This is a genomic window from Streptomyces zhihengii (assembly GCF_016919245.1).
Taxonomy (GTDB): Bacteria; Actinomycetota; Actinomycetes; order Streptomycetales; family Streptomycetaceae; genus Streptomyces; species Streptomyces zhihengii.
In genome coordinates, this window is the sequence record NZ_JAFEJA010000002.1 from 149,651 (window position 1) to 173,205 (window position 23,555).

The 23,555-nt window shown below is 72.4% G+C and carries 21 protein-coding genes; 18 read left to right on the forward strand and 3 right to left on the reverse strand.

What is annotated here, in order from left to right:
• Window positions 1-88: 88 nt before the first annotated feature.
• A complete protein-coding gene (locus JE024_RS28880) occupies window positions 89-2,299 on the reverse strand; it encodes an elongation factor G-like protein EF-G2 (protein WP_205376907.1) in 2,211 nt (736 codons plus the stop codon).
• Window positions 2,300-2,560: 261 nt separating this feature from the next.
• Between JE024_RS28880 and pgsA the strand changes: the two genes are divergently transcribed.
• The 18 genes from pgsA (at window position 2,561) to JE024_RS28970 (ending at window position 21,134) form a co-directional block, all read left to right on the forward strand.
• Window positions 2,561-3,265 (forward strand): phosphatidylinositol phosphate synthase, encoded by a 705-nt coding sequence (gene pgsA, locus JE024_RS28885; protein WP_205376908.1) that lies wholly within the window; start codon window positions 2,561-2,563, stop codon window positions 3,263-3,265.
• Window positions 3,265-4,161: a phosphatidylinositol mannoside acyltransferase gene (locus tag JE024_RS28890; RefSeq protein WP_205378410.1), complete on the forward strand. Its 897-nt coding sequence runs from the start codon at window positions 3,265-3,267 to the stop codon at window positions 4,159-4,161. The genes pgsA and JE024_RS28890 overlap by 1 nt, the downstream gene beginning before the upstream one ends.
• Window positions 4,158-5,321 (forward strand): glycosyltransferase family 4 protein, encoded by a 1,164-nt coding sequence (locus JE024_RS28895; RefSeq protein ID WP_205376909.1) that lies wholly within the window; start codon window positions 4,158-4,160, stop codon window positions 5,319-5,321. Before JE024_RS28890 ends, JE024_RS28895 begins: the two co-directional genes overlap by 4 nt.
• Window positions 5,322-5,889: 568 nt before the next feature.
• A complete protein-coding gene (locus JE024_RS28900) occupies window positions 5,890-6,384 on the forward strand; it encodes a hypothetical protein (RefSeq protein WP_205378411.1) in 495 nt (164 codons plus the stop codon).
• 227 nt (window positions 6,385-6,611) lie between these two features.
• Window positions 6,612-7,529, forward strand: coding sequence for a pyridoxal 5'-phosphate synthase lyase subunit PdxS (pdxS, locus tag JE024_RS28905; protein ID WP_205376910.1), 918 nt, complete (start codon window positions 6,612-6,614; stop codon window positions 7,527-7,529).
• Window positions 7,529-8,113, forward strand: a complete 585-nt coding sequence (gene pdxT / locus JE024_RS28910; RefSeq protein ID WP_205376911.1) for a pyridoxal 5'-phosphate synthase glutaminase subunit PdxT — start codon at window positions 7,529-7,531, stop codon at window positions 8,111-8,113. Before pdxS ends, pdxT begins: the two co-directional genes overlap by 1 nt.
• Window positions 8,114-8,175: 62 nt before the next feature.
• Entirely contained in the window at window positions 8,176-8,928 is a 753-nt protein-coding gene (locus JE024_RS28915; protein ID WP_205376912.1) for a YebC/PmpR family DNA-binding transcriptional regulator, read from the forward strand.
• Between the two features lie 119 nt (window positions 8,929-9,047).
• Window positions 9,048-9,635: a crossover junction endodeoxyribonuclease RuvC gene (ruvC, locus tag JE024_RS28920; protein WP_244883251.1), complete on the forward strand. Its 588-nt coding sequence runs from the start codon at window positions 9,048-9,050 to the stop codon at window positions 9,633-9,635.
• Window positions 9,632-10,240 carry a Holliday junction branch migration protein RuvA gene (ruvA, locus tag JE024_RS28925; RefSeq protein WP_205376913.1) on the forward strand — a complete coding sequence of 203 codons (609 nt, stop codon included), beginning with the start codon at window positions 9,632-9,634 and terminating at the stop codon, window positions 10,238-10,240. The genes ruvC and ruvA overlap by 4 nt, the downstream gene beginning before the upstream one ends.
• Before the next feature lie 88 nt (window positions 10,241-10,328).
• Window positions 10,329-11,399 (forward strand): Holliday junction branch migration DNA helicase RuvB, encoded by a 1,071-nt coding sequence (gene ruvB, locus JE024_RS28930; protein WP_205376914.1) that lies wholly within the window; start codon window positions 10,329-10,331, stop codon window positions 11,397-11,399.
• A gap of 164 nt (window positions 11,400-11,563) precedes the next feature.
• On the forward strand, window positions 11,564-12,031 hold the full coding sequence (yajC, locus tag JE024_RS28935) for a preprotein translocase subunit YajC (protein WP_205376915.1): 468 nt from the start codon (window positions 11,564-11,566) through the stop codon (window positions 12,029-12,031).
• A gap of 145 nt (window positions 12,032-12,176) precedes the next feature.
• Window positions 12,177-13,952: a protein translocase subunit SecD gene (secD, locus tag JE024_RS28940; RefSeq protein WP_205376916.1), complete on the forward strand. Its 1,776-nt coding sequence runs from the start codon at window positions 12,177-12,179 to the stop codon at window positions 13,950-13,952.
• 1 nt (window position 13,953) lies between these two features.
• On the forward strand, window positions 13,954-15,072 hold the full coding sequence (gene secF / locus JE024_RS28945; RefSeq protein ID WP_205376917.1) for a protein translocase subunit SecF: 1,119 nt from the start codon (window positions 13,954-13,956) through the stop codon (window positions 15,070-15,072).
• Window positions 15,069-15,614 carry an adenine phosphoribosyltransferase gene (locus JE024_RS28950; RefSeq protein WP_205376918.1) on the forward strand — a complete coding sequence of 182 codons (546 nt, stop codon included), beginning with the start codon at window positions 15,069-15,071 and terminating at the stop codon, window positions 15,612-15,614. The genes secF and JE024_RS28950 overlap by 4 nt, the downstream gene beginning before the upstream one ends.
• Before the next feature lie 328 nt (window positions 15,615-15,942).
• Complete coding sequence (locus tag JE024_RS28955) at window positions 15,943-18,291, forward strand: RelA/SpoT family protein (protein WP_244883569.1); 2,349 nt, start codon at window positions 15,943-15,945, stop codon at window positions 18,289-18,291.
• A gap of 48 nt (window positions 18,292-18,339) precedes the next feature.
• Complete coding sequence (locus JE024_RS28960; protein WP_205376920.1) at window positions 18,340-19,635, forward strand: serine/threonine-protein kinase; 1,296 nt, start codon at window positions 18,340-18,342, stop codon at window positions 19,633-19,635.
• A complete protein-coding gene (locus tag JE024_RS28965) occupies window positions 19,628-20,005 on the forward strand; it encodes an effector-associated constant component EACC1 (protein WP_205376921.1) in 378 nt (125 codons plus the stop codon). The genes JE024_RS28960 and JE024_RS28965 overlap by 8 nt, the downstream gene beginning before the upstream one ends.
• Window positions 19,989-21,134 carry a caspase family protein gene (locus JE024_RS28970; RefSeq protein WP_205376922.1) on the forward strand — a complete coding sequence of 382 codons (1,146 nt, stop codon included), beginning with the start codon at window positions 19,989-19,991 and terminating at the stop codon, window positions 21,132-21,134. The genes JE024_RS28965 and JE024_RS28970 overlap by 17 nt, the downstream gene beginning before the upstream one ends.
• 64 nt (window positions 21,135-21,198) lie before the next feature.
• On the opposite strand, the gene JE024_RS28975 is transcribed toward JE024_RS28970, so the two are convergent.
• The gene (locus JE024_RS28975; RefSeq protein ID WP_205376923.1) at window positions 21,199-22,428 is read right to left on the reverse strand and encodes a DUF349 domain-containing protein; all 1,230 of its coding nucleotides are present in this window, start codon (window positions 22,426-22,428) and stop codon (window positions 21,199-21,201) included.
• 173 nt (window positions 22,429-22,601) lie between these two features.
• Entirely contained in the window at window positions 22,602-23,402 is an 801-nt protein-coding gene (locus JE024_RS28980; protein WP_205376924.1) for a peptidylprolyl isomerase, read from the reverse strand.
• Between the last annotated feature and the right edge of the window lie 153 nt (window positions 23,403-23,555).

Genomic DNA, 23,555 nt, shown 5'->3' on the forward strand with positions numbered 1-23,555 from the left:
CACCTGAAGGGTATCGGGGGCGGGGCGGGCGCGGCAGTGGACATTCGGGGGGCGCCCGCCCCGTGGATGCTCCGACGGGTGTTTTCGGTCAGCGGGCGCCGGCCCCCACCTCCGCGCGCATCCGGTCGGCGACCTGCTGCGGCATGGGTTCGTGGCGGGCGTACGCCCGGCTGAACCGGCCGGTGCCGTGGGAGAGCGAGCGCAGGTCGACCGCGTACCGGCCGATCTCGATCTCCGGGACCTCGGCCCGCACCACGGTGCGGGAGTCGCCGGTCTGTTCGGTGCCGACGACCCGGCCGCGCCGGCCGGAGAGATCGCTCATCACCGTGCCGACGTACTCGTCCGCCACCAGGACCTCGACCTCGGCCACCGGCTCCAGCAGGTGGATCCGCGTCTGGGACGCCGCCTCGCGCAGCGCGAGGGCCCCCGCGGTCTGGAAGGCGGCGTCCGAGGAGTCGACCGAGTGCGCCTTGCCGTCGCGCAGGGTGACCCGCACGTCGACCAGCGGATATCCGGCGACGACCCCGCGCGCTGCCTGCGCCCGTACGCCCTTCTCGACCGAGGGGATGAACTGGCGCGGAACCGCCCCTCCGACGACCTTGTCGACGAACTCGATCCCCGAACCGGCGGGCAGCGGCTCCACGTCGATCTCGCAGATCGCGTACTGCCCGTGGCCGCCGGACTGCTTCACGTGCCGCCCGCGGCCCGCGGCGTTCGCGCCGAAGGTCTCCCGGAGCGGGACCCGGTGCGGGACGACGTCGACCTGCACGCCGTAGCGGTTGCGCAGCCGTTCCAGGGCGACGTCGGCGTGGGCCTCGCCCATGCACCAGAGCACCACCTGGCGGGTGTCCTGGTTCTGTTCGAGGCGCATGGTCGGGTCCTCGGCGGCGAGCCGTGCGAGCCCCTGGGAGAGCTTGTCCTCGTCGGCCTTGCTGTGGGCCTCGATGGCGAGCGGCAGCAGGGGGTCCGGCATCCGCCACGGCTCCATCAGCAGCGGTTCGTCCCTGGCAGACAGGGTGTCCCCGGTCTCCGCGCGGGACAGCTTCGCGACACAGGCGAGGTCGCCGGCGACGGCGTGGGGGAGGGGCCGCTGCTGTTTGCCGAACGGCGCGGTGAGCGCGCCGACCTTCTCGTCGACGTCGTGGTCCTCGTGCCCGCGGTCGGCGAGGCCGTGCCCCGAGACATGGACGGTCTCGTCGGGGCGCAGCGTCCCGGAGAACACCCGCACCAGCGAGATCCGGCCGACGTACGGGTCCGAGGCGGTCTTGACGACCTCGGCCACCAGCGGCCCCGCGGGGTCGCAGGCGACGGCGGGCCGGGCCTCGCCGTCGGGGGTGGTCACGGCGGGGGCGGGGTGCTCCAGCGGGGTGGGGAAGCCGCCGGTGATCAGTTCCAGCAGCTCGACGGTGCCGAGTCCCTGGCGGGCGTCGCCGCCGGCCGGGGCGGCGGCCAGCACGGGGTGGAAGGTCCCGCGGGCCACGGCCTTCTCCAGGTCGCCGACGAGCGTGGTGAGGTCGATCTCCTCGCCGCCGAGGTAGCGGTCCATGAGGGTCTCGTCCTCGCTCTCCGCGATGATCCCCTCGATCAGCCGGTTGCGGGCCCCGTCGATGAGCGCGGCCTCCTCCGGGTCCGGGTCCCGTTCGGTGCGCTCGCCGGTCGCGTAGTCGAAGACCTTGCGGCTGAGCAGTCCGGTGAGGCCGGTCACCGGGCTGTGCCCGTCGGCGTGCGGGGCGCCGTGGCGGGGCAGGTAGAGCGGCAGCACGGCGTCCGGGTCGTCGCCGCCGAAGATCCGGCCGCACACGGCGGTGAGCTCGTCGAAGCCGGTGCGCGCGGTCTCCAGGTGGGTGACGACGATCGCGCGCGGCATGCCGACCGCCGCGCACTCCTCCCACACCGCGCGGGTGGCGCCGTCGACGGCGTCCGCCTCCTGGGCGGCGGAGACCACGAAGAGGGCCGCGTCCGCCGCGCGCAGACCGGCCCGCAGTTCGCCGACGAAGTCGGCGTACCCGGGGGTGTCCAGCAGGTTGATCTTGCACCCGCCCCAGCCGAGCGGCACGAGGGAGAGCTGTACGGAGCGCTGCTGGCGGTGCTCGATCTCGTCGTGGTCGGAGACGGTCGCGCCGTCCTCGACGCGGCCGGCCCGGGTCACCGCCCCCGCGGTGAGGGCCAGGGCCTCGACGAGCGTGGTCTTGCCCGATCCGCTGTGGCCGACCAGCACCACGTTCCGTACGGACGCGGGGTGGTCGGCCGTTACCGCTCTGCCGGCGGCTCCGGGGTGTGTGCGTGATGTGGCGCCCATGATTCTGCCTCCCGATCGGTGGCACGGGGGAGAGGAATCCGCGGGCGCGGGAGGCCGGGACGGGCCCCGGGCGGTGTCCGGGGCAGCTCCGGCGGTGCCCGCGGTCGTCATTCGAGCTTTCCACTGTCGGGGGGTTGCGTCCATACGTCGGACGCCGGGGCCCCTGTCCGGGTCCCGGCGCCGGGTCCCGCGGGTGGTGACTACGATGGGCCAGCCGGTGGCCGAAGGGGCCGCGCGGCTCACCGAGCCCTCGGGAAGGCCATGCTGAACAAGTACGCGCGTGCATTCTTCACGCGTGTCCTCACACCGTTCGCCGCGTTTCTGCTCCGCCGCGGGGTGAGCCCCGACGCCGTCACGCTCATCGGCACCGCGGGGGTCATGGCGGGAGCGCTGGTCTTCTTCCCCAGGGGCGAGTTCTTCTGGGGCACGATCGTCATCACGCTGTTCGTGTTCTCCGACCTCGTCGACGGGAACATGGCGCGCCAGGCGGGCGTCTCCAGCCGCTGGGGCGCGTTCCTCGACTCCACGCTGGACCGCGTCGCCGACGGCGCGATCTTCGGCGGCTTCGCGCTCTGGTACGCGGGCAACGGCGACAACGACGTGCTGTGCGCGGTCTCGATCTTCTGCCTCGCCAGCGGACAGGTGGTCTCCTACACCAAGGCGCGCGGCGAGTCGATCGGCCTGCCGGTGGCGGTGAACGGGCTCATCGAGCGCGCCGAGCGGCTGGTGATCTCCCTGGTCGCCGCGGGCCTCGCCGGGCTGCACGCCTTCGGTGTGCCGGGCATCGACGTCCTGCTGCCGATCGCGCTGTGGATCGTCGCGGTGGGCAGCCTGGTGACCCTGGGGCAGCGGGTCGTGACCGTGCGCCGGGAGTCGGCCGAGGCGGAGGCCGCGGCCGCCGCCGGTCCGGACGCCCCGGGCACGGACACCGCGGGGGCGCGGCCGCAGGGAGGCGAGACCCCGTGATGCGCGACCGTCTCACCGACGCCCTGTACGGCCTCGGCTGGGCCGCGGTGAAGAAGCTCCCCGAGCCCGCCGCCGCCCGCCTCGGCCGCACCATCGCCGACAGCGTCTGGAAGCGGCGCGGCAAGGGCGTGCTCCGGCTGGAGGCCAATCTCGCCCGGGTCGTCCCCGACGCCGGCCCCGAGCGCCTCGCCGAGCTGTCGAAGGCCGGGATGCGCTCCTACATGCGCTACTGGATGGAGTCCTTCCGGCTGCCCGCCTGGAGCCAGGAGCGCGCCCGGCACAGCTTCGACCCCAAGGACGTCCACCACCTCACCGACGGGCTGGCCACCGGCCGGGGGGTCGTCCTCGCCCTGCCCCACCTCGCCAACTGGGACGTCGCCGGGATCTGGGTGACGCGCGCGCTGGGCGTCCCGTTCACCACCGTCGCCGAGCGCCTGAAGCCCGAGAGCCTCTACGACCGCTTCGTCGCCTACCGGGAGAGCCTCGGCATGGAGGTGCTGCCCCACACCGGGGGAGCGGCCTTCGGCACCCTGGCCCGGCGGCTGCGCGAGGGCGGGCTCGTCTGCCTGGTCGCCGACCGCGACCTGTCGGCGTCCGGCGTGGAGGTGGACTTCTTCGGCGCCACCGCCCGGATGCCCGCCGGCCCCGCGCTGCTCGCCCAGCAGACCGGCGCCCTGCTGCTGCCGGTCACCCTCTGGTACGACGAGACCTCGGTGATGAAGGGCCGCGTCCATCCGCCCGTCGAGGTGCCCGAGTCAGGTACGCGGGCCGAGAAGACGTCCTCGATGACGCAGGCCCTCGCCGACGCCTTCGCCGGGGGCATCGCCGAACACCCGGAGGACTGGCACATGCTGCAACGGCTCTGGCTCGCCGATCTCGAGGAGCGCCCCGCGTGAAGATCGGCATCGTCTGCCCGTACTCCTGGGACGTGCCCGGCGGTGTGCAGTTCCACATCAGGGACCTCGCCGACCACCTGATCCGGCTCGGCCACGACGTCTCCGTGCTCGCCCCCGCCGACGACGACACGCCCCTGCCGCCGTACGTCGTCTCCGCGGGCCGCGCGGTGCCGGTGCCGTACAACGGCTCGGTCGCCCGGCTCAACTTCGGCTTCCTGTCCGCGGCCCGGGTGCGGCGCTGGCTGCACGACGGCACGTTCGACGTGATCCACATCCACGAGCCGGCCTCGCCGTCGCTCGGCCTGCTCTCGTGCTGGGCGGCCCAGGGGCCGATCGTCGCCACCTTCCACACGTCCAACCCGCGCTCGCGCGCCATGATCGCCGCCTATCCGATCCTCCAGCCCGCGCTGGAGAAGATCAGCGCCCGCATCGCGGTGAGCGAGTACGCGCGGCGGACGCTGGTCGAGCACCTCGGCGGCGACGCGGTCGTCATCCCGAACGGCGTCGACGTCGGCTTCTTCGAGAAGGCGGAGCCGAAGAAGGAGTGGCAGGGGGACACGATCGGCTTCATCGGCCGCATCGACGAACCCCGCAAGGGCCTGCCGGTGCTCATGAAGGCCCTGCCCGCCATCCTCGCCGAGTGCCCCGACACCCGGCTGCTCGTCGCGGGCCGGGGCGACGAGGAGGAGGCGGTCGCCTCGCTGCCCCGTGAGATGCGCTCGCGCGTCGAGTTCCTCGGGATGGTCAGCGACGAGGACAAGGCGCGGCTGCTGCGCAGCGTCGACGTGTACGTGGCGCCCAACACCGGGGGCGAGAGCTTCGGCATCATCCTGGTCGAGGCGATGTCGGCCGGCGCCCCCGTGCTCGCCGCCGACCTGGACGCCTTCGCGCAGGTGCTGGACCAGGGCGCGGCGGGGGAGCTGTTCGCCAACGAGGACGCCGGCGCGCTGGCCGCCGCCGCGGTGCGGCTGCTGCGCGATCCGGCCCGCCGCGCGGAACTGCGCGCCCGGGGCAGCGCCCATGTGCGCCGCTTCGACTGGTCGACGGTGGGGGCGGACATCCTCGCGGTCTACGAGACCGTGACGGACGGCGCCGCCTCGGTCGCCGCCGACGAACGCACCGGCCTGCGCGCCCGCTTCGGCCTCGCCGCCCGCGACTGAGCCCGCACGCGGGGGACTTGGGGGCTGCCGGGCCCGGGGGCCCGGGGCCACGGGGCGGCTCCCGCGGCCGGGACCCGGTGGCACGGGCCACCGGCCCCGCGCCCGTGCCGGGTTCCGGTGGCACGGGCCTCCGGTCCCGCTCGCGCGGCCGGGGTCCTCACGTCCCGTTGCCTGGGCGGCGAGGCCGCCGGGCTTGCTCCCGCGCCTGGTTCCGGGCGCCGAGACCGCCGGCCCGTCCCCGTGCCGGGTTCCGGCGGCACGGGCCTCCGGTCCCGCTCGCGCGGCCGGGGTCCTCACGTCCCGTTGCCCGGGCGCCGAGGCCACTGCGCCCGCTCCCGCGCCGGGGTCCCCAAGTCCCGTTGCCCGGGCGCCGAGACCGCGGGCCCGTGCCCCTGCCGGGGGCCGGGGCCGGGGCCGGGGCCGGGGCTCTGGGCCTCCGTCCCCGGGGCCCGGCACCCGGGCGGCCGGTGCGAGGCTGCCGGGGTGACGAGGGGCCGGGCCGTGGCCGGTAGCCTTGCGGCCCGTGAGCACCTTGATCTGGATCGTCGTCGCCCTCGTGCTGATCGGCATGTACCTGAGCTGGACGGCCGGCCGGCTCGACCGGCTCCACGCCCGGATCGACGCCGCGCGGGCCGCGCTCGACGCGCAGCTCCTGCGCCGCGCCTCGGTGGCCCAGGAGTTGGCGACCTCCGGCGTGCTCGATCCCGCCGCGTCGATCGTCCTCTACGAGGCCGCGCACGACGCCCGGCAGTCGGAGGAGGAGCACCGCGAGGTGGCCGAGAGCGAGCTGAGCGCCGCGCTGCGCGCCGTCTTCGGCGAGACGGAGCAGGTCGAGGCGCTGCGCGAGGTCCCGGGCGGCGACGAGGCGGCGACGGAGCTCGCGCAGGCGGTGCGCCGGGTGCCGATGGCCCGGCGCTTCCACAACGACGCGGTGCGCGCGGCCCGGGCGCTGCGCCGGCACCGCACGGTGCGCTGGTTCCGGCTGGCGGGCCACGCCCCGTTCCCCCTCGCGTTCGAGATGGACGACGAGCCGCCCACCGCGCTGGCGGACCGCCCCGCCTGACCCCCCGTCCGACCGCCCGCGCGGTCGGCCCGGCAGCCGGGCGGTCTCCGAGATGTGGCCTGCTCCGGGCGGGCGCCGGCGGCCCGGAAGGGCCCCGCCCGGCCCCCTGACCTCCCCCTGAGCGGGCCAAAACGATCCACCGCCTGTTCATTGGCCCTTGATGTGGACTGGTCCGCGGCTGTTCCATCGGTGACGCATCGCATCGTCGTCATCGAGTGAGGTCCTCCGTGTCCGTCAACCCCACCCCGCAGCCCGCCGACGCCCCGGCGACCGGTACCTCCCGCGTCAAGCGCGGCATGGCCGAGCAGCTCAAGGGCGGCGTGATCATGGATGTGGTCGACGCCGAGCAGGCGAAGATCGCCGAGGACGCCGGCGCCGTCGCCGTCATGGCCCTGGAGCGGGTGCCCGCCGACATCCGCAAGGACGGCGGAGTGGCCCGGATGTCCGACCCGAACATGATCGAGGAGATCATCGGCGCGGTCTCCATCCCCGTCATGGCCAAGTCGCGCATCGGCCACTTCGTCGAGGCCCAGGTGCTCCAGTCCCTCGGTGTCGACTACATCGACGAGTCCGAGGTCCTCACCCCGGCCGACGAGGTCAACCACTCCGACAAGTGGGCCTTCACCACCCCCTTCGTCTGCGGCGCCACCAACCTGGGCGAGGCCCTGCGCCGCATCGCCGAGGGCGCGGCCATGATCCGCTCCAAGGGCGAGGCCGGCACCGGCAACGTCGTCGAGGCCGTCCGCCACCTGCGCCAGATCAAGAACGAGATCGCCCGGCTGCGCGGCTTCGACAACAACGAGCTCTACGCCGCCGCCAAGGACCTGCGCGCGCCCTACGAGCTCGTCAAGGAGGTCGCCGAGCTCGGCAAGCTCCCCGTGGTGCTGTTCTCCGCCGGCGGCGTCGCCACTCCCGCGGACGCGGCGCTGATGCGCCAGCTCGGCGCCGAGGGCGTCTTCGTGGGCTCCGGCATCTTCAAGTCCGGCGACCCGGCCAAGCGCGCCGCCGCCATCGTCAAGGCGACCACCTTCTACGACGACCCGAAGGTCATCGCGGACGCCTCCCGCAACCTGGGCGAGGCCATGGTCGGCATCAACTGCGACACCCTCCCCGAGGCCGAGCGCTACGCGAACCGGGGCTGGTGATGACCTCACCCGTGATCGGCGTCCTGGCGCTCCAGGGCGACGTCCGGGAGCACCTGATCGCCCTGGCCGCGGCGGACGCCGTGGCCAGGCCGGTCCGGCGGCCCGAGGAACTGGCCGAGATCGACGGCCTGGTGATCCCCGGCGGCGAGTCCACGACCATGTCCAAGCTCGCCACCCTCTTCGGCATGGCGGAACCGCTGCGCGAGCGCATCGCCGCCGGCCTGCCCGTCTACGGCACCTGCGCCGGCCTGATCATGCTCGCCGACAAGATCCTCGACCCGCGCTCGGGCCAGGAGACCTTCGGCGGCATCGACATGATCGTGCGGCGCAACGCCTTCGGCCGGCAGAACGAGTCCTTCGAGGCCACCGTCGAGGTGGCCGGCGTCGGTCCCGTGGAGGGCGTCTTCATCCGGGCCCCCTGGGTGGAGTCCGTCGGCGCGGAGACCGAGGTGCTCGCCGAGCACGGCGGCCACATCGTCGCCGTCCGGCAGGGCGCCGTGCTCGCCACCTCGTTCCACCCCGAGCTCACCGGGGACCACCGCGTGCACGCGCTTTTCGTCGACATGGTGCGCGCGGGCAGGTGACCCGATCCCGGTAGGATCTCTGGGGTTCGTTCAGTAAAGGGTTACGCGAAGGAGACAGGCAGATGTCCGGCCACTCTAAATGGGCTACGACGAAGCACAAGAAGGCCGTGATCGACGCCAAGCGCGGCAAGCTCTTCGCGAAGCTGATCAAGAACATCGAGGTGGCGGCGCGCACCGGTGGCGCCGACATCGAAGGAAACCCGACGCTCTTCGACGCCATCCAGAAGGCCAAGAAGAGCTCCGTCCCGAACAAGAACATCGACTCGGCGGTCAAGCGCGGCGGCGGTCTCGAAGCCGGCGGCGTCGACTACGAGACGATCATGTACGAGGGCTACGGGCCCAACGGCGTCGCGGTGCTCATCGAGTGCCTCACCGACAACCGCAACCGTGCCGCGTCCGACGTCCGTGTCGCCATGACGCGCAACGGCGGCTCGATGGCCGACCCCGGTTCGGTGTCCTACCTGTTCAACCGCAAGGGCGTCGTCATCGTCCCCAAGGGTGAACTGTCCGAGGACGACGTCCTCGGCGCCGTCCTCGACGCCGGTGCCGAGGAGGTCAACGACATCGGCGAGTCCTTCGAGGTGCTCAGCGAGGCCACCGACCTGGTCGCGGTCCGCTCCGCCCTCCAGGAGGCCGGCATCGACTACGACTCGGCCGAGGCCAACTTCGTCCCGACCATGCAGGTCGAACTGGACGAGGAGGGCGCGCGCAAGATCTTCAAGCTGATCGACGCGCTGGAGGACAGCGACGACGTGCAGAACGTCTTCGCCAACTTCGACGTCTCGGACGACGTCATGGCGAAGGTCGACGCCTGACGCCTGCTCATATCGGCGGCACCGGACGGGCCGACGGGGGACACCCCCGTCGGCCCGTCCGCGCGTTGTCGGCGGCAGCGGATAACCTGCACGAACAGGTGACCGGAGAAGGGGGCGGCGTGCGCGTACTGGGTGTGGACCCGGGGCTGACGCGGTGCGGTGTCGGTGTGGTCGAAGGCGTGGCCGGCCGCCCGCTGACGATGCGCGCCGTCGGCGTCGTGCGCACCCCGCCCGACGAGGAGCTCGGCCGCCGGCTGGTCGCCATCGAGCAGGGCATCGAGCACTGGCTGGACGAGCACCGGCCCGACGTCGTCGCGGTGGAGAGGGTCTTCAGCCAGCACAACGTCCGCACGGTGATGGGCACGGCCCAGGCCAGCGCGGTCGCCATGCTCTGCGCCGCCCGGCGCGGCCTCCCCGTCGCCCTGCACACGCCCAGCGAGGTCAAGGCCGCGGTCACGGGCAGCGGCCGGGCCGACAAGTCGCAGGTCGGGGCCATGGTCACCCGGCTGCTGCGGCTCGACGCGCCCCCCAGGCCCGCCGACGCGGCCGACGCCCTCGCCCTCGCCATCTGCCACATCTGGCGCGCCCCCGTGCAGAACCGGCTCCAGCAGGCGGTGACGGCCCACCGGGCCGGCCGGCCCGCGGCCGGCGCGCGGTCCGGGCCCGTCACCTCCGTCCCGCCCGTCAGGAAAGGCCCGACCGCATGATCGCCTTTGTGAGCGGCACCGTCGCCGCGCTCGCCCCCACCACCGCGGTGATCGAGGTCGGCGGTGTCGGCATGGCCGTGCAGTGCGCCCCGAACACCCTGTCCGCCCTGCGCATCGGGCAGGAGGCCAGGCTGGCCACCTCCCTGGTGGTCCGCGAGGACTCGCTCACCCTGTACGGCTTCGCCGACGACGACGAGCGCCAGGTGTTCGAGCTGCTCCAGACCGCGAGCGGGGTCGGCCCCCGGCTGGCCCAGGCGATGCTCGCGGTCCACAGCCCGGACGCGCTGCGGGTGGCCGTCGCCACGGCCGACGAGAAGGCCCTCACCGCGGTGCCGGGCATCGGCAAGAAGGGCGCCCAGAAACTGCTGCTGGAGCTCAAGGACCGGCTCGGCGAGCCGCTGGGCACCCTCCCCGCGGTCGGCGCCCCGGTCACCCAGTCCTGGCGCGACCAGCTCCACGCCGCGCTCCTCGGCCTCGGCTACGCGACCAGGGAGGCCGACGAGGCCGTCACCGCGGTCGCCCCCCAGGCGGAGGCGATGGGCCCCGCCCCGGCCGTGGGGCCGCTGCTGCGGGCCGCCCTCCAGACCTTGAACCGCACCCGCTGAGCCGCCCGTCCTCCCCCCGGGGGCTCGGGGGGCCACCCGTCCGACAGGGCAACCGCCACCGTCCGCGCAAGAAGGCAGAAGACACCACGTGAACTGGGACGACGACACCACCGCCGACACCGAGCAGCGTCTCGTCGGCCCGTCGGCCGACGGCGAGGACCAGGCCGTGGAGGCGGCCCTGCGCCCCAAGTCGCTGCACGAGTTCGTCGGCCAGGAACGGGTGCGCGAACAGCTCGACCTGGTGCTCAAGGCCGCCCTCGCCCGCGGTGCCACCGCCGACCACGTGCTGCTCTCCGGCGCCCCCGGCCTCGGCAAGACCACCCTGTCGATGATCATCGCGGCCGAGATGAACGCCCCGATCCGCATCACCTCGGGCCCCGCCATCCAGCACGCGGGCGACCTCGCGGCGATCCTCTCCTCCCTCCAGGAGGGCGAGGTCCTCTTCCTCGACGAGATCCACCGGATGTCCCGGCCGGCCGAGGAGATGCTCTACATGGCCATGGAGGACTTCCGGGTCGACGTGATCGTCGGCAAGGGCCCCGGCGCCACCGCCATCCCGCTGGAGCTGCCCCCGTTCACCCTGGTCGGCGCGACGACCCGGGCCGGACTGCTGCCGCCGCCGCTGCGCGACCGCTTCGGCTTCACCGCCCACATGGAGTTCTACGAGCCCGCCGAACTGGAACGGGTGATCCACCGCTCCGCCCAGCTCCTGGACGTGGAGATCGACGCGGACGGCGCCGCCGAGATCGCCGGCCGCTCCCGCGGCACGCCCCGTATCGCCAACCGGCTGCTGCGCCGGGTGCGCGACTACGCGCAGGTCAAGGCGGACGGCCGGATCACCCGCGAGGTGGCCGAGGTGGCCCTCGGCGTGTACGAGGTCGACAGCCGGGGGCTCGACCGGCTCGACCGCGCCGTGCTGAAGGCGCTGCTGAAGCTCTTCGGCGGCGGCCCGGTGGGCCTGTCGACGCTCGCGGTCGCGGTCGGCGAGGAGCGGGAGACGGTGGAGGAGGTCGCGGAGCCCTTCCTGGTGCGGGAGGGTCTGCTGGCCCGTACACCCCGGGGCCGGGTGGCCACACCGGCGGCCTGGACGCACCTCGGACTCGTCCCGCCGCAGCAGGCGCCGGGCGCAAGCGGACAACAGGGGTTGTTCGGGGCGTGACGGCGAGGAGAGTCGTGCCCCGCGGAACCACGGTGGGATGCTGGGCGTTGTTCCAGTGATGCGGACTCGCTTAGACTCCGCCGATGCCGCCCTTCCAGGGACGGCGTGCCCACCCCCGTATACAGGCCGTTCGTCAGCGCGGTCGTGCGAAGGAATTCCCCGCCGTGGATATCTTGACCCTCCTCCCCTTCATCGTGCTCATCGGGGCCATGTTCCTGATGACCCGCTCCGCCAAGAAGAAGCAGCAGCAGGCCGCGAACATGCGCGACTCGATGCAGCCCGGCACCGGAGTGCGGACCATCGGTGGCATGTACGCGACCGTGAAGGAGGTCAACGACGACACGGTCCTCCTCGAGGCGGCCCCCGGCGTGCACCTGATCTTCGGCAAGAACGCCGTCGGCGCCGTGCTCTCGGACGAGGAGTACAACCGCATCGTCCACGGTGACGACGATGTCAGCGACGACAGCGCCACCGTCGTCCCGGACGACGCCTCCTCGCTGACCGCCGGCTCCGACGACGCGTCCGCGGACGACGACCGCGTCGACCTGGGCAAGAAGGACGCCGCCGACGAGACCGAGGCCAAGGACGGCAAGACCGACGGCAAGGCCGACGGCCAGGGCGACGCGAAGTAGTCATGATCGGGGACCGTCGCGGCGCACAGGCGCCGCGCGGTCCCCGGGTCGTGCCGACGCAACCCGGGGGCAGGCCCCACAACACTTCGTGGCCGCCGCGGCGCACACCCGGCGCCGGGGCGGTTGGACAGGGAGAAACGAGAAGGTGGCAGCACCGAACAGGGGCCGAAGGCCCACGGGGTCTCAGGGGAAGCCGGGGCGCGCCCTGGCTCTGATCCTGATCGCCATGGTCGCGCTCACGGGCGGCATGTTCTGGGCGGGTCAGCTCACGCCGCGCCTGGGCATCGACCTGGCGGGCGGTACGACCATCACGCTCCAGGCGAAGAACCAGCCGGGCGCCCCGAACGCCATCAACGAGACCAACATGAACACCGCGGTCGGCATCATCGAACGCCGTGTCAATGGTCTGGGTGTCTCCGAGGCCGAGGTTCAGACCCAGGGCAACTCGAACATCATCGTCAACATCCCCAAGGGGACCAACTCCCAGCAGGCCCGGGAGCAGGTCGGCACCACCGCCCAGCTCTACTTCCGGCCGGTGCTGACGGTCGCGGCCGGTGCGCCCGACCAGGAGCAGCCCGCCGCGAGCCCCAGCCCGAGCGCCTCGGAGTCCGGGAAGCCCGCGGACGGCGACAAGGCGACGGACAAGCCCGAGGCCGGTTCCCCGTCCCCCTCCGCGACCACCCAGGGCCGCGCGGTCACCGAGGGCCTGAAGGCCCCGGCCGCCAGCCCGTCGCCGTCGGGCTCCGGTGAGCCGAAGGCCTCCGAGAGCCCCGCGCCGTCCGACACCCCGGCGCCGGACCCGTCGGCCGACCCGGCCACCGCCGCGCTGCAGAAGAAGTTCACCGAGCTGAACTGCGCCGACGACAAGGCCCGCGGAGCGCTCGGCGACAACGTCAAGCCCAGCGACACCACCGTGGCCTGCGGCAAGAACAGCGCCGACCAGTGGGAGAAGTACATCCTCGGCCCGGCCGAGGTGGACGGCAAGGACGTCGACGACGCCAAGGGTGAGCTCGACCAGCAGCGTGGCCTGTGGAAGGTCACCATGGAGTTCACCGACAAGGGCGCCAAGAAGTTCTCCACGATCACCAGCCGCCTGTCGCAGCAGCAGCCCCCGATGAACCAGTTCGCCATCGTCCTCGACAGCGAAGTGGTCTCGGCCCCGCAGGTGAACCAGACGCTGAGCGCCAGCGCCGAGATCACCGGTGACTTCACCCAGGAGTCCGCCCAGAACCTGGGCAACATCCTGTCCTACGGCGCCCTGCCCCTGACCTTCGAGGAGCAGAGCGTCACCACCGTCACCGCCGCGCTCGGCGGCGAGCAGCTGGAGGCCGGTCTGATCGCCGGCGCCATCGGCCTGGCGCTGGTCATCGTCTACCTGGTGGTCTACTACCGCGGCCTGTCGCTGATCGCGATCCTCAGCCTCCTGGTCTCGGCGGTCCTGACGTACACGCTCATGGCGCTGCTCGGCCCGGCCATCGGCTTCGCGCTGAACCTGCCGGCGGTCTGCGGTGCCATCGTGGCCATCGGTATCACCGCGGACTCGTTCATCGTCTACTTCGAACGCATCCGCGACGAGATCCGCGAGGGGCGCACCCTGCGTCCGGCCGTGGAGCGTGCCTGGCCGCGTGCCCGGCGCACCATCCTGGTCTCCGACTTCGTGTCGTTCCTCTCCGCCGTGGTGCTGTTCGTCGTGACCGTCGGCAAGGTGCAGGGCTTCGCCTTCACCCTGGGTCTGACCACCCTGCTCGACGTGGTCGTGGTGTTCTTCTTCACCAAGCCGGTCATGACGATCCTGGCCCGCCGGAAGTTCTTCGCGGACGGTCACCCGTGGTCCGGGCTCGACCCGAAGCGGCTCGGTGCCAAGCCCCCGCTGCGCCGCTCCCGCCGCACCTCCGTCCCCACCGACCCGAAGGAGGCGTGAGATGTCGCGACTCGGCAATCTCGGCGCCCGTCTGTACCGCGGTGAGGTCGGCTACGACTTCGTCGCCAAGCGCAGGATCTGGTACGGCGTCTCCATCCTGATCACCATCACGGCCATCGTGGGCCTGGCGGTGCGCGGCCTGAACATGGGCATCGAGTTCAAGGGCGGCGCGGTCTTCACCACGCCCAAGGCCGAGGTCACGGTCTCCCAGGCGCAGGAGGTGGCGGAGGAGGCCTCGGGCCACGTCGCCATCGTCCAGGAGCTCGGCACCGGCGGTATGCGCATCCAGGTCAGCGAGCTGGACACCGCGCAGGCCGACAAGGTGCAGACCCGGCTCGCCGAGGAGTTCGGCGTCGACCGGGAGAAGATCAACGCCGAGCTGGTCGGACCGAGCTGGGGCGAGCAGATCGCCAACAAGGCGTGGACGGGCCTCGGCGTGTTCATGTTCCTGGTGGTGATCTACCTCGCGATCGCCTTCGAGTGGCGCATGGCCATCGCGGCGCTGATCGCCCTGATCCACGACATCACCATCACCGTCGGCGTGTACGCCCTGGTCGGCCTGGAGGTCACCCCGGGTACGGTGATCGGTCTGCTGACCATTCTCGGTTACTCGCTCTACGACACGGTGGTCGTCTTCGACTCCCTCAAGGAGAGCTCGAAGGACATCACCAAGCAGACCCGCTGGACCTACAGCGACGTCGCCAACCGCAGCATCAACAGCACCCTGGTGCGTTCCATCAACACCACGGTCGTCGCGCTCCTCCCGGTCGCCGGCCTGCTGTTCATCGGCGGCGGTGTCCTCGGCGCCGGCATGCTGAACGACATCTCGCTGTCGCTGTTCGTCGGTCTGGCCGCCGGCGCCTACTCCTCGATCTTCATCGCCACGCCGCTCGTCGCCGACTTCAAGGAGCGCGAGCCGCAGATGAAGGCCCTCAAGAAGCGGGTGCTCGCCAAGCGCGCGGCGGCCGCGGCCAAGGGCGAGACGGAGCCGGGCGCCGAGAGCGACACCGACTTCGACGGCGACGGGCCGGCCGACGGCGAGGCGGCCCCCGCGACCGCGGGCGCCGTGGTGGGCCAGCGCGGCCGTGGCCGCGGCCGTCCGTCGGGCAAGCGCCGATGACCGCCGCGGACACCCGCGACCTGCTGCTCAGCCGGATCCGGGACGTCGCCGACTACCCGAAGCCGGGCGTGGTGTTCAAGGACATCACCCCCCTGCTCGCCGACCCGGTCGCCTTCACGGCGCTCACCGACGAGCTCAGCGGGTTCTGCGAGCGGTACGGGGCCACGAAGATCGTCGGCCTGGAGGCCCGCGGCTTCATCCTGGCCGCGCCGGTCGCCGTCCGCTCGGGCATCGGCTTCGTCCCCGTCCGCAAGGCGGGCAAGCTGCCCGGGGCGACGCTGTCCCAGGCGTACGAGCTGGAGTACGGCAGCGCCGAGATCGAGGTGCACGCCGAGGACCTCAGCGCGGGCGACCGCGTCATGGTCATCGACGACGTGCTCGCCACCGGCGGCACCGCGGAGGCCTCGCTGGACCTGATCCGGCGGGCCGGCGCGGACGTCGCGGGCGTCGCGGTCCTGATGGAGCTCGCCTTCCTCGGCGGTCGGGCCCGGCTCGACGGCGCCCTGCGCGGGGCTCCGCTGGAGGCCCTGATCACGCTCTGACGCCACACGCGCACAGCACGCGAAGGTGCCCCGGGGACGCTTCCCCGGGGCACCTTCCGCATCCCCGGCCCCTCCCGCGCGGCCGTCCCGGGGCCGGTGCCACCGCCTCGTGCGCAACCGCCCGGCCGGATCGATACCATGGGCTTTCCGGGCCTGACCGGGGCCCGGGACCGCACGAGGAGCGCCCTTGCCAGACGAGGCCCAGTCCGCCGCCGCCGCGCAGCCCGGCCAGCAGGCCGACAAGCCCGCGGGGGCCCCTGCCGTGTCCGAGGCCCAGTCCGCCCGGAAGCAGCAGCCCGCCGTCACGGAGCGCACGGGCCCGGTGCCCGTGTCCGCTCCCAAGCCCGTGCCGCCGGCCTCGGCCACCCGCTCCGGCGGTTCGTCGAACCGGGTACGCGCCCGCCTCGCCCGCCTCGGTGTGCAGCGCTCCTCGCCGTACAACCCCGTGCTGGAGCCGCTGCTGCGGATCGTGCGCGGCAATGACCCGAAGATCGAGACCTCCACGCTGCGCCAGGTCGAGAAGGCGTACCAGGTCGCCGAGCGCTGGCACCGCGGCCAGAAGCGCAAGAGCGGCGACCCGTACATCACCCACCCGCTCGCCGTCACCACCATCCTGGCCGAGCTGGGCATGGACCCGGCGACGCTGATGGCCGGTCTGCTGCACGACACGGTGGAGGACACCGAGTACGGCCTGGACCAGCTCCGGCGCGACTTCGGCGACTCGGTCGCCCTGCTCGTGGACGGCGTCACCAAGCTCGACAAGGTGAAGTTCGGCGAGGCCGCCCAGGCGGAGACCGTCCGCAAGATGGTCGTCGCCATGGCCAAGGACCCCCGGGTCCTGGTCATCAAGCTCGCCGACCGGCTCCACAACATGCGCACCATGCGCTATCTCAAGCGGGAGAAGCAGGAGAAGAAGGCCCGCGAGACGCTGGAGATCTACGCCCCGCTGGCCCACCGGCTGGGCATGAACACCATCAAGTGGGAGCTGGAGGACCTCGCCTTCGCGATCCTCTACCCCAAGATGTACGACGAGATCGTGCGTCTGGTCGCCGAGCGGGCCCCCAAGCGCGACGAGTACCTCGCCATAGTGACCGACGAGGTGCAGTCCGATCTGCGGGCCGCCCGGATCAAGGCCACCGTGACGGGACGGCCGAAGCACTACTACAGCGTCTACCAGAAGATGATCGTCCGCGGCAGGGACTTCGCGGAGATCTACGACCTGGTCGGCATCCGCGTCCTCGTCGACACGGTCCGCGACTGCTACGCGGCGCTGGGCACCGTCCACGCCCGCTGGAACCCGGTTCCGGGGCGGTTCAAGGACTACATCGCGATGCCCAAGTTCAACATGTACCAGTCCCTGCACACGACGGTGATCGGCCCCAACGGCAAGCCCGTCGAGCTCCAGATCCGCACCTTCGACATGCACCGCCGTGCCGAGTACGGCATCGCCGCGCACTGGAAGTACAAGCAGGAGACCGTCGCCGGCACCTCCAAGGTCCGCACCGACGTCCCGCGCGCGGCCAAGGGCAGCGCCGGCCAGGACACCGTCAACGACATGGCCTGGCTGCGGCAGCTCCTCGACTGGCAGAAGGAGACCGAGGACCCCGGCGAGTTCCTGGAGTCCCTGCGGTTCGACCTGTCGCGCAACGAGGTCTTCGTCTTCACCCCCAAGGGCGATGTCATCGCCCTGCCCGCCGGCGCCACCCCCGTGGACTTCGCGTACGCCGTCCACACCGAGGTCGGCCACCGGACGATAGGGGCACGGGTCAACGGGCGCCTGGTGCCGCTCGAATCGACGCTGGACAACGGCGACCTGGTCGAGGTCTTCACGTCCAAGGCGGAGGGCGCCGGCCCGTCCCGCGACTGGCTCGGCTTCGTCAAGTCGCCGCGGGCCCGGAACAAGATCCGCGCCTGGTTCTCCAAGGAGCGCCGGGACGAGGCCATCGAGCAGGGCAAGGACGCCATCGTCCGGGCGATGCGCAAGCAGAACCTGCCGATCCAGCGGATCCTCACCGGCGACTCCCTGGTCACCCTCGCCCACGAGATGCGCTACCCGGACATCTCCTCGCTCTACGCGGCGATCGGCGAGGGCCATGTCGCGGCCCAGGGCGTCGTGCAGAAGCTGGTGCAGGCGCTCGGCGGCGAGGAGGCCGCCAGCGAGGACATCGCCGAGTCGGCGCCGCCGTCCCGCAGCCGCGCCAAGCGCCGGGGCAGCGCCGACCCCGGTGTCGTCGTCAAGGGCGTCGAGGACGTCTGGGTCAAGCTCGCCCGGTGCTGCACCCCCGTCCCCGGCGACCCGATCATCGGCTTCGTCACCCGGGGCAGCGGCGTCTCCGTGCACCGCGCCGACTGCGTCAACGTCGACTCGCTGTCGCAGCAGCCCGAGCGCATCCTCGACGTCGAGTGGGCGCCCACCCAGTCCTCCGTCTTCCTGGTCGCCATCCAGGTCGAGGCGCTGGACCGGTCCCGGCTGCTCTCCGACGTCACCCGCGTCCTGTCCGACCAGCACGTCAACATCCTGTCGGCGGCCGTGCAGACCTCCCGCGACCGGGTGGCCACCTCGCGGTTCACCTTCGAGATGGGCGACCCCAAGCACCTCGGCCACGTCCTCAAGGCCGTCCGCGGTGTCGAGGGCGTCTACGACGTCTACCGCGTCACCTCGGCCCGCCGGCCGTAGGACGCCGGCGCGGGCGCAGGAGCAGGGAGACGAGGGGGCGAGGGGCACATGGGGGAGAACGGCTTAGTCGCCGGCCGCTACCGGCTGGAGGCGCTGATCGGCGTCGGGTCGGTGGGCGAGGTGCACCGCGCCACCGACCTCAGGCTCGGGCGGGTCGTCGCGGTGAAGCTGCTGTCCGCGGTCCGGGGGATGTCGGACGACGACATGAGCAGGGCGCGCTTCGCCCAGGAGGCGACGGCCCTCACCCGCGTCGTTCACCCCGGCGTGGTGACGCTGTTCGACTACGGCAGGCACGACGGCGTCCCCTACCTGGTGATGCGGTACGTCGAAGGGCTGAATCTGGCGGAGCTGGTCGACTCGGCCGGAGCGCTCCCCGCACCGGCGGTCGCCTGGGTGGGCTTCTGCGTCGCCCAGGCCCTCCAGGCGGTGCACGACGCGAATGTGCTGCACCGCGACCTGAAGCCCTCCAACATCGGCATCACCGTCGAAGGCCAGGTGGTACTCCAGGACTTCGGTGTGGCCAAGGTGATCGGTGCCGAGGCGATCACCCGGGCGGGCGTCTCTCCGGGCACACCGCAGTTCATGGCCCCCGAGATCATGCAGGGCGGCCACCCGACCGTCGCGGCCGACCTCTACGGGCTGGGTGCCTGCCTCTACCAGACAGCCGTCGGGGAACCGCCGTTCGCCGCCGCCAGGGACATCGGCGCGATCATCCTGCGCGCCGTCAAGGGCATGCCCCGCACCCACGGCAGGCGCGGTCTGCCGGCGGGACTGACCTCGGTCATCGACCAGCTGTGCGCCCTGGAGCCTGCCGAGCGGCCGGGCTCGGCCGCCGCCGTCGGGACGGTGCTCGGCCCGCTCGCCGCGAGCGGGCAGCGCCTGCTCGCGGACCTCCTGACGGGATACGCCCGTGAGCAGGCGATCCGGGGAGCTCTCGGCCCCGCGACCGGAGAAGTGCCCGTCGGCGGGGTGCCCGAGTACGACTGGGTCGCAGCGGACGACCGCGAAGGTCACGAACGCTCCGATGCGGGGCACCCGCCCACCCTCAGTGTGGGCATCCGCCGCCTGGTGCTCAGCAGCCTGACTCCGCAGAAGGCGGCCTCCCGGCTGCGAGAGGCGGTCAACCTCGTGCTCCGCGGGCGGCTCCACGAGGCCGCCGAGATGTTCGCCGTGATCGTGCCCGTCTGCGTGGAGTCCCTGGGACCGGACCACCCGACGACGCTGACGAGCCAGTACTGGCACGGCGTCTGTCTGGCGAGGCTCGGGGCCGGACCTCAGGCGGTGGAACTGTTCGCGCAGGTCAACAAGATGATCGACCGACGGAAGGACGGAAGCCGTGGATGAGATCGCGGTACGGCTCGGCGACGACGGCGACGCCGAGGAGGCACTGCGGTCGCTGACGCGCTGGGTGCACGAGGACGAGAGCCTCGGCGGTCGCGTCCGCGGCCGGATCCTGGCGGACGCGGCACCCGAGCCCGGCAGCATGGGCACCGGTTTCGACCTCGTGCAGTTCGCGGTCGGCAGCGGGATGTCGGCCGCCGCGGTCGTCGTCTCCGTGCTCCAGTGGCGCTCCTCGCTGCGCAAGCCGCCCGGGCTCACCCTGACCCGCAACGGCGTCGAGGTCCACGTGTCCGCGGAACTGGCCGCCGACGACGAGGCCCTCAGGCGTCTCCTCGCCGCACTGGACACGGACGGCGATGGCAGTCCTCGCTGACCCGAGCCTTTCCCAGGCGGTGCTCATCGGTACGGCCTCGTACCTCCACCTGGAGCCGCTGCCCGCGGTCGAGGCCAATCTGATCGACCTGGCGCAGGAGCTGTGCGACCCCACCGTCTGGGGACTTCCCGTCCAGCACTGCACCGTGGTCGCCGACCCCCAGGGCGCCTCCGCGATGCTGGACCCGGTGCACCAGGCGGCCGAGGAGGCCACCGACACCCTGTTCGTCTACTACGCGGGCCACGGGATGCGGGACGTGGACTCCGCCGACCTCTTCCTCGGGCTCGGCGGTTCACGTGAGGGCTTCGGCTACACCGCGGTCGGATACCAGCACCTGCGCGGCGCCCTGCGCACCGCCCGGGCCCGGCGCAAGGTGGTCGTGCTCGACTGCTGCTTCAGCGGCCGGGCGGCACGGACGCTGGCCGGCGCGGATCAGGTGCTCGCCGCGCAGGCGGCCGTCGACGGCGCGTACGTGCTGACCGCCTCACCGCGCGACCGGGTGGCCCTCTCCCCGGACGGGGAACGCAACACGGCCTTCACCGCCGAACTGCTGCGCATCCTGCGCCACGGAGTACCGGACGGCCCCGACCTCCTCGACCTCGACACCCTGTACCGGGTGCTCAGGGAACGGCTCCGGTCCAAGAACCGCCCGGCGCCCCAGCGTTCGCAGGAGAACGGCGTCGGGGCGCTGCCGCTGGCCCGCAACAAGGCCGCCCCGGCCCGCAGCCGCACCCGTGCCCAGCCGCCCGTGCTGGCGACGGAGGTCCGTGCGGCCGCCGTCGCGACGGGCCTCAACATCGCCCGCATGCTGCGCGCCGAGGGCAACAGCCGTGACGCGCTGCCGGTGCTCAGGCTCGCCCTCCAGGAGCAGCCTCCGGGCGACCAGGGGAATCTGCTCGCCGTCCAGCTGGAGCTCTCCGAGATGCTCGCGGAGACGGGGCAGATCGCGGAGGCGATCACCGTCCTGGAGTCCGCGTTCACCCAGGTCCACAAGGCCTACGGGCCGGAGGCGGTCCTGGTGTGCCGGCGGCTGGCCGACCTCCTCCAGGAGTCCGGCAACCACATCCAGGCGTGCGAGGTCCTCAAGCACGCGCTCGATCTGTGCGACGGTGCCGCGTCCGGTCCGTGAAACGGCCGGAGCCCCGGCGGTGGGATCACCGCCGGGGCTCCGTCACGTGCTGCGGGCGGACCGCTCAGCCGCCGAACTCCTCCAGGCCCTTCAGGGCCTGGTCGAGCAGGGCCTGCCGGCCCTCCAGCTCCCGGGAGAGCTTGTCGGCGCGGGCGTTGTTGCCCGAGGCGCGGGCGGCGTCGATCTGCTCGCGCAGCTTGTCGACGGCCGCCTGGAGCTGCCCCGTCAGACCCGCGGCACGCGCACGCGCCTCCGGGTTCGTCCGGCGCCACTCGTTCTCCTCGGACTCCTGGAGGGCACGCTCCACCGCGTGCATCCTGCCCTCCACCTTCGGGCGGGCGTCGCGCGGCACGTGGCCGACGGCCTCCCAGCGCTCGTTGATGGACCGGAACGCGGCACGCGCCGCCTTGAGGTCCGTCACCGGGACGAGCTTCTCGGCCTCGGCCGCGAGCTCCTCCTTCAGCTTGAGGTTCTCGCCCTGCTCCGCGTCCCGCTCGGCGAAGACGCCGCTGCGCGCGGCGAAGAAGATGTCCTGGGCGCCGCGGAAGCGGTTCCACAGGTCGTCCTCGGCCTCGCGCTGGGCGCGGCCCGCCGCCTTCCACTGCGCCATCAGGTCGCGGTAGGAGGCCGCGGTCGGGCCCCAGTCCGTCGACCCGGAGAGCGCCTCGGCCTCGGCGACCAGCCGCTCCTTGGTCCTGCGGGCCTCCTCGCGCTGCGCGTCCAGCGACGCGAAGTGCGCCTTGCGCCGCTTGGAGAACGCCGAGCGCGCGTGCGAGAAGCGGTGCCACAGCTCGTCGTCGGACTTGCGGTCGAGCCGGGGCAGGCCCTTCCACGTGTCCACCAGCGCCCGCAGCCGCTCGCCGGCGGACCGCCACTGCTCGCTCTGCGCCAGTTCCTCGGCCTCGGCGACCAGCGCCTCCTTGGACTTGCGCGCCTCGTCGCTCTGCTTGGCGCGCTGGACCTTGCGCTCCTCGCGGCGCTTGTCCACCGTCGCCACGAGGGCGTCCAGCCGCTCGCGCAGCGCGGCGAGATCGCCGACCGCGTGGTGCTCGTCCACCTGCTGGCGCAGGTGGTCGATCGCGATCTGGGCGTCCTTCGCCGACAGGTCGGTGGTCTTCACCCGGCGCTCGAGGAGGCCGATCTCGACCACCAGGCCCTCGTACTTGCGCTCGAAGTAGGCCAGTGCCTCCTCGGGAGTTCCGGCCTGCCACGAACCGACGACCTGCTCGCCCTCGGCAGTACGCACGTACACGGTGCCCGTCTCGTCGACGCGGCCCCACGGGTCGCTGCTCACAGCGCCTCCTCAACCTGATGTCCGCGGGGGAGTGGTCCCCCGGGCATCGTCCACAGTTTCCTTGACGGGTCTCGCCCGCCGTACGCAACGCGCATCCAGTCCGCGCTGCACAACGCCAATCTAGGCGACCGGCCGCCCGGCTGTCCGCACTCGGCGCCGCCGAATTCCCCGGCTCACACCTTCGGGACGGTGGCCTTCTCGATGGTGACCGCCTTCTTGGGCGCCCCGTCGGTCGCGCCGCCCTCCACACCGGCCTTGCCGACCGCCTCGACGACCTTCAGGCTCTCGGCGTCGAGCGTGCCGAACGGCGTGTACGACGGGGGCAGCTTGGTGTCCTTGTACACGAGGAAGAACTGGCTGCCGCCGGTGCCCGGCTGGCCGGTGTTGGCCATCGCCACCGTGCCGGCCTTGTACGTCACCGCGCCGTCGGTGCCGGCCTTGCCGAGCGAGGTCAGGTTCTCGTCCGGGATGGTGTAGCCGGGGCCGCCGGTGCCGTCGCCCTTGGGGTCGCCGCACTGGAGGACGAAGATGCCCTGCGTGGTCAGACGGTGGCACTTGGTGCCGTCGAAGTAGCCCTTGTCCGCGAGCGCCTTGAAGGAGTTCACGGTGTGCGGGGTCTTCGCCGCGTCCATCGCGATGCTGAGCCCGCCCTCGTTGGTGTCGATCGAGAAGGTGTACTTGGCCTTCTTGTCGATCGCCATCTCGGGTTCGGGCGCCTTGCTCTCCGTCTCCGACGGCTCCGGGGCGGGCGAGTTCTCCGCGGCCGACGAGGCGTTGTCGTCCTTCTTGTCGTCGCCCCCGCCCAGGCTCACCCCGGCGTACACGGCGCCACCGGAGGCGAGGACCACGGCGATCACGGCCGCGATGACCGTGTTGCGCTGCTTCGCCTTCTTCCGCGCCTTCTCCCGACGCTGCTGCTGGCGCTCGAACTTCTCCCGGGCGAGCTGCCGCCGCCGCTGATCGCTGGTGACCACCGGGTCTTCTCCTTGTAGTTCGTGGACATGGTTCGTGGACGAAAAGGGCCGTGCGCCGCGGGTGCTGAGCACGTCGCGTGATGCTGACCGCCGAGCTTGCCCCGTACGGTATACGGGTTGGCTGTGGGAGGAGCAGCGCCGGTAGGCTCTGAT

Bases quoted from the DNA above. Each gene is read 5' to 3' on its own strand.
- JE024_RS28880 (WP_205376907.1), bottom strand. From the start codon at position 2,299: ATGGGCGCCACATCACGCACACACCCCGGAGCCGCCGGCAGAGCGGTA.
- pgsA (WP_205376908.1), top strand. From the start codon at position 2,561: ATGCTGAACAAGTACGCGCGTGCATTCTTCACGCGTGTCCTCACACCG.
- JE024_RS28890 (WP_205378410.1), top strand. From the start codon at position 3,265: ATGCGCGACCGTCTCACCGACGCCCTGTACGGCCTCGGCTGGGCCGCG.
- JE024_RS28900 (WP_205378411.1), top strand. From the start codon at position 5,890: ATGTACCTGAGCTGGACGGCCGGCCGGCTCGACCGGCTCCACGCCCGG.
- pdxT (WP_205376911.1), top strand. From the start codon at position 7,529: ATGACCTCACCCGTGATCGGCGTCCTGGCGCTCCAGGGCGACGTCCGG.
- JE024_RS28915 (WP_205376912.1), top strand. From the start codon at position 8,176: ATGTCCGGCCACTCTAAATGGGCTACGACGAAGCACAAGAAGGCCGTG.
- ruvA (WP_205376913.1), top strand. From the start codon at position 9,632: ATGATCGCCTTTGTGAGCGGCACCGTCGCCGCGCTCGCCCCCACCACC.
- secF (WP_205376917.1), top strand. From the start codon at position 13,954: ATGTCGCGACTCGGCAATCTCGGCGCCCGTCTGTACCGCGGTGAGGTC.
- JE024_RS28950 (WP_205376918.1), top strand. From the start codon at position 15,069: ATGACCGCCGCGGACACCCGCGACCTGCTGCTCAGCCGGATCCGGGAC.
- JE024_RS28960 (WP_205376920.1), top strand. From the start codon at position 18,340: ATGGGGGAGAACGGCTTAGTCGCCGGCCGCTACCGGCTGGAGGCGCTG.
- JE024_RS28970 (WP_205376922.1), top strand. From the start codon at position 19,989: ATGGCAGTCCTCGCTGACCCGAGCCTTTCCCAGGCGGTGCTCATCGGT.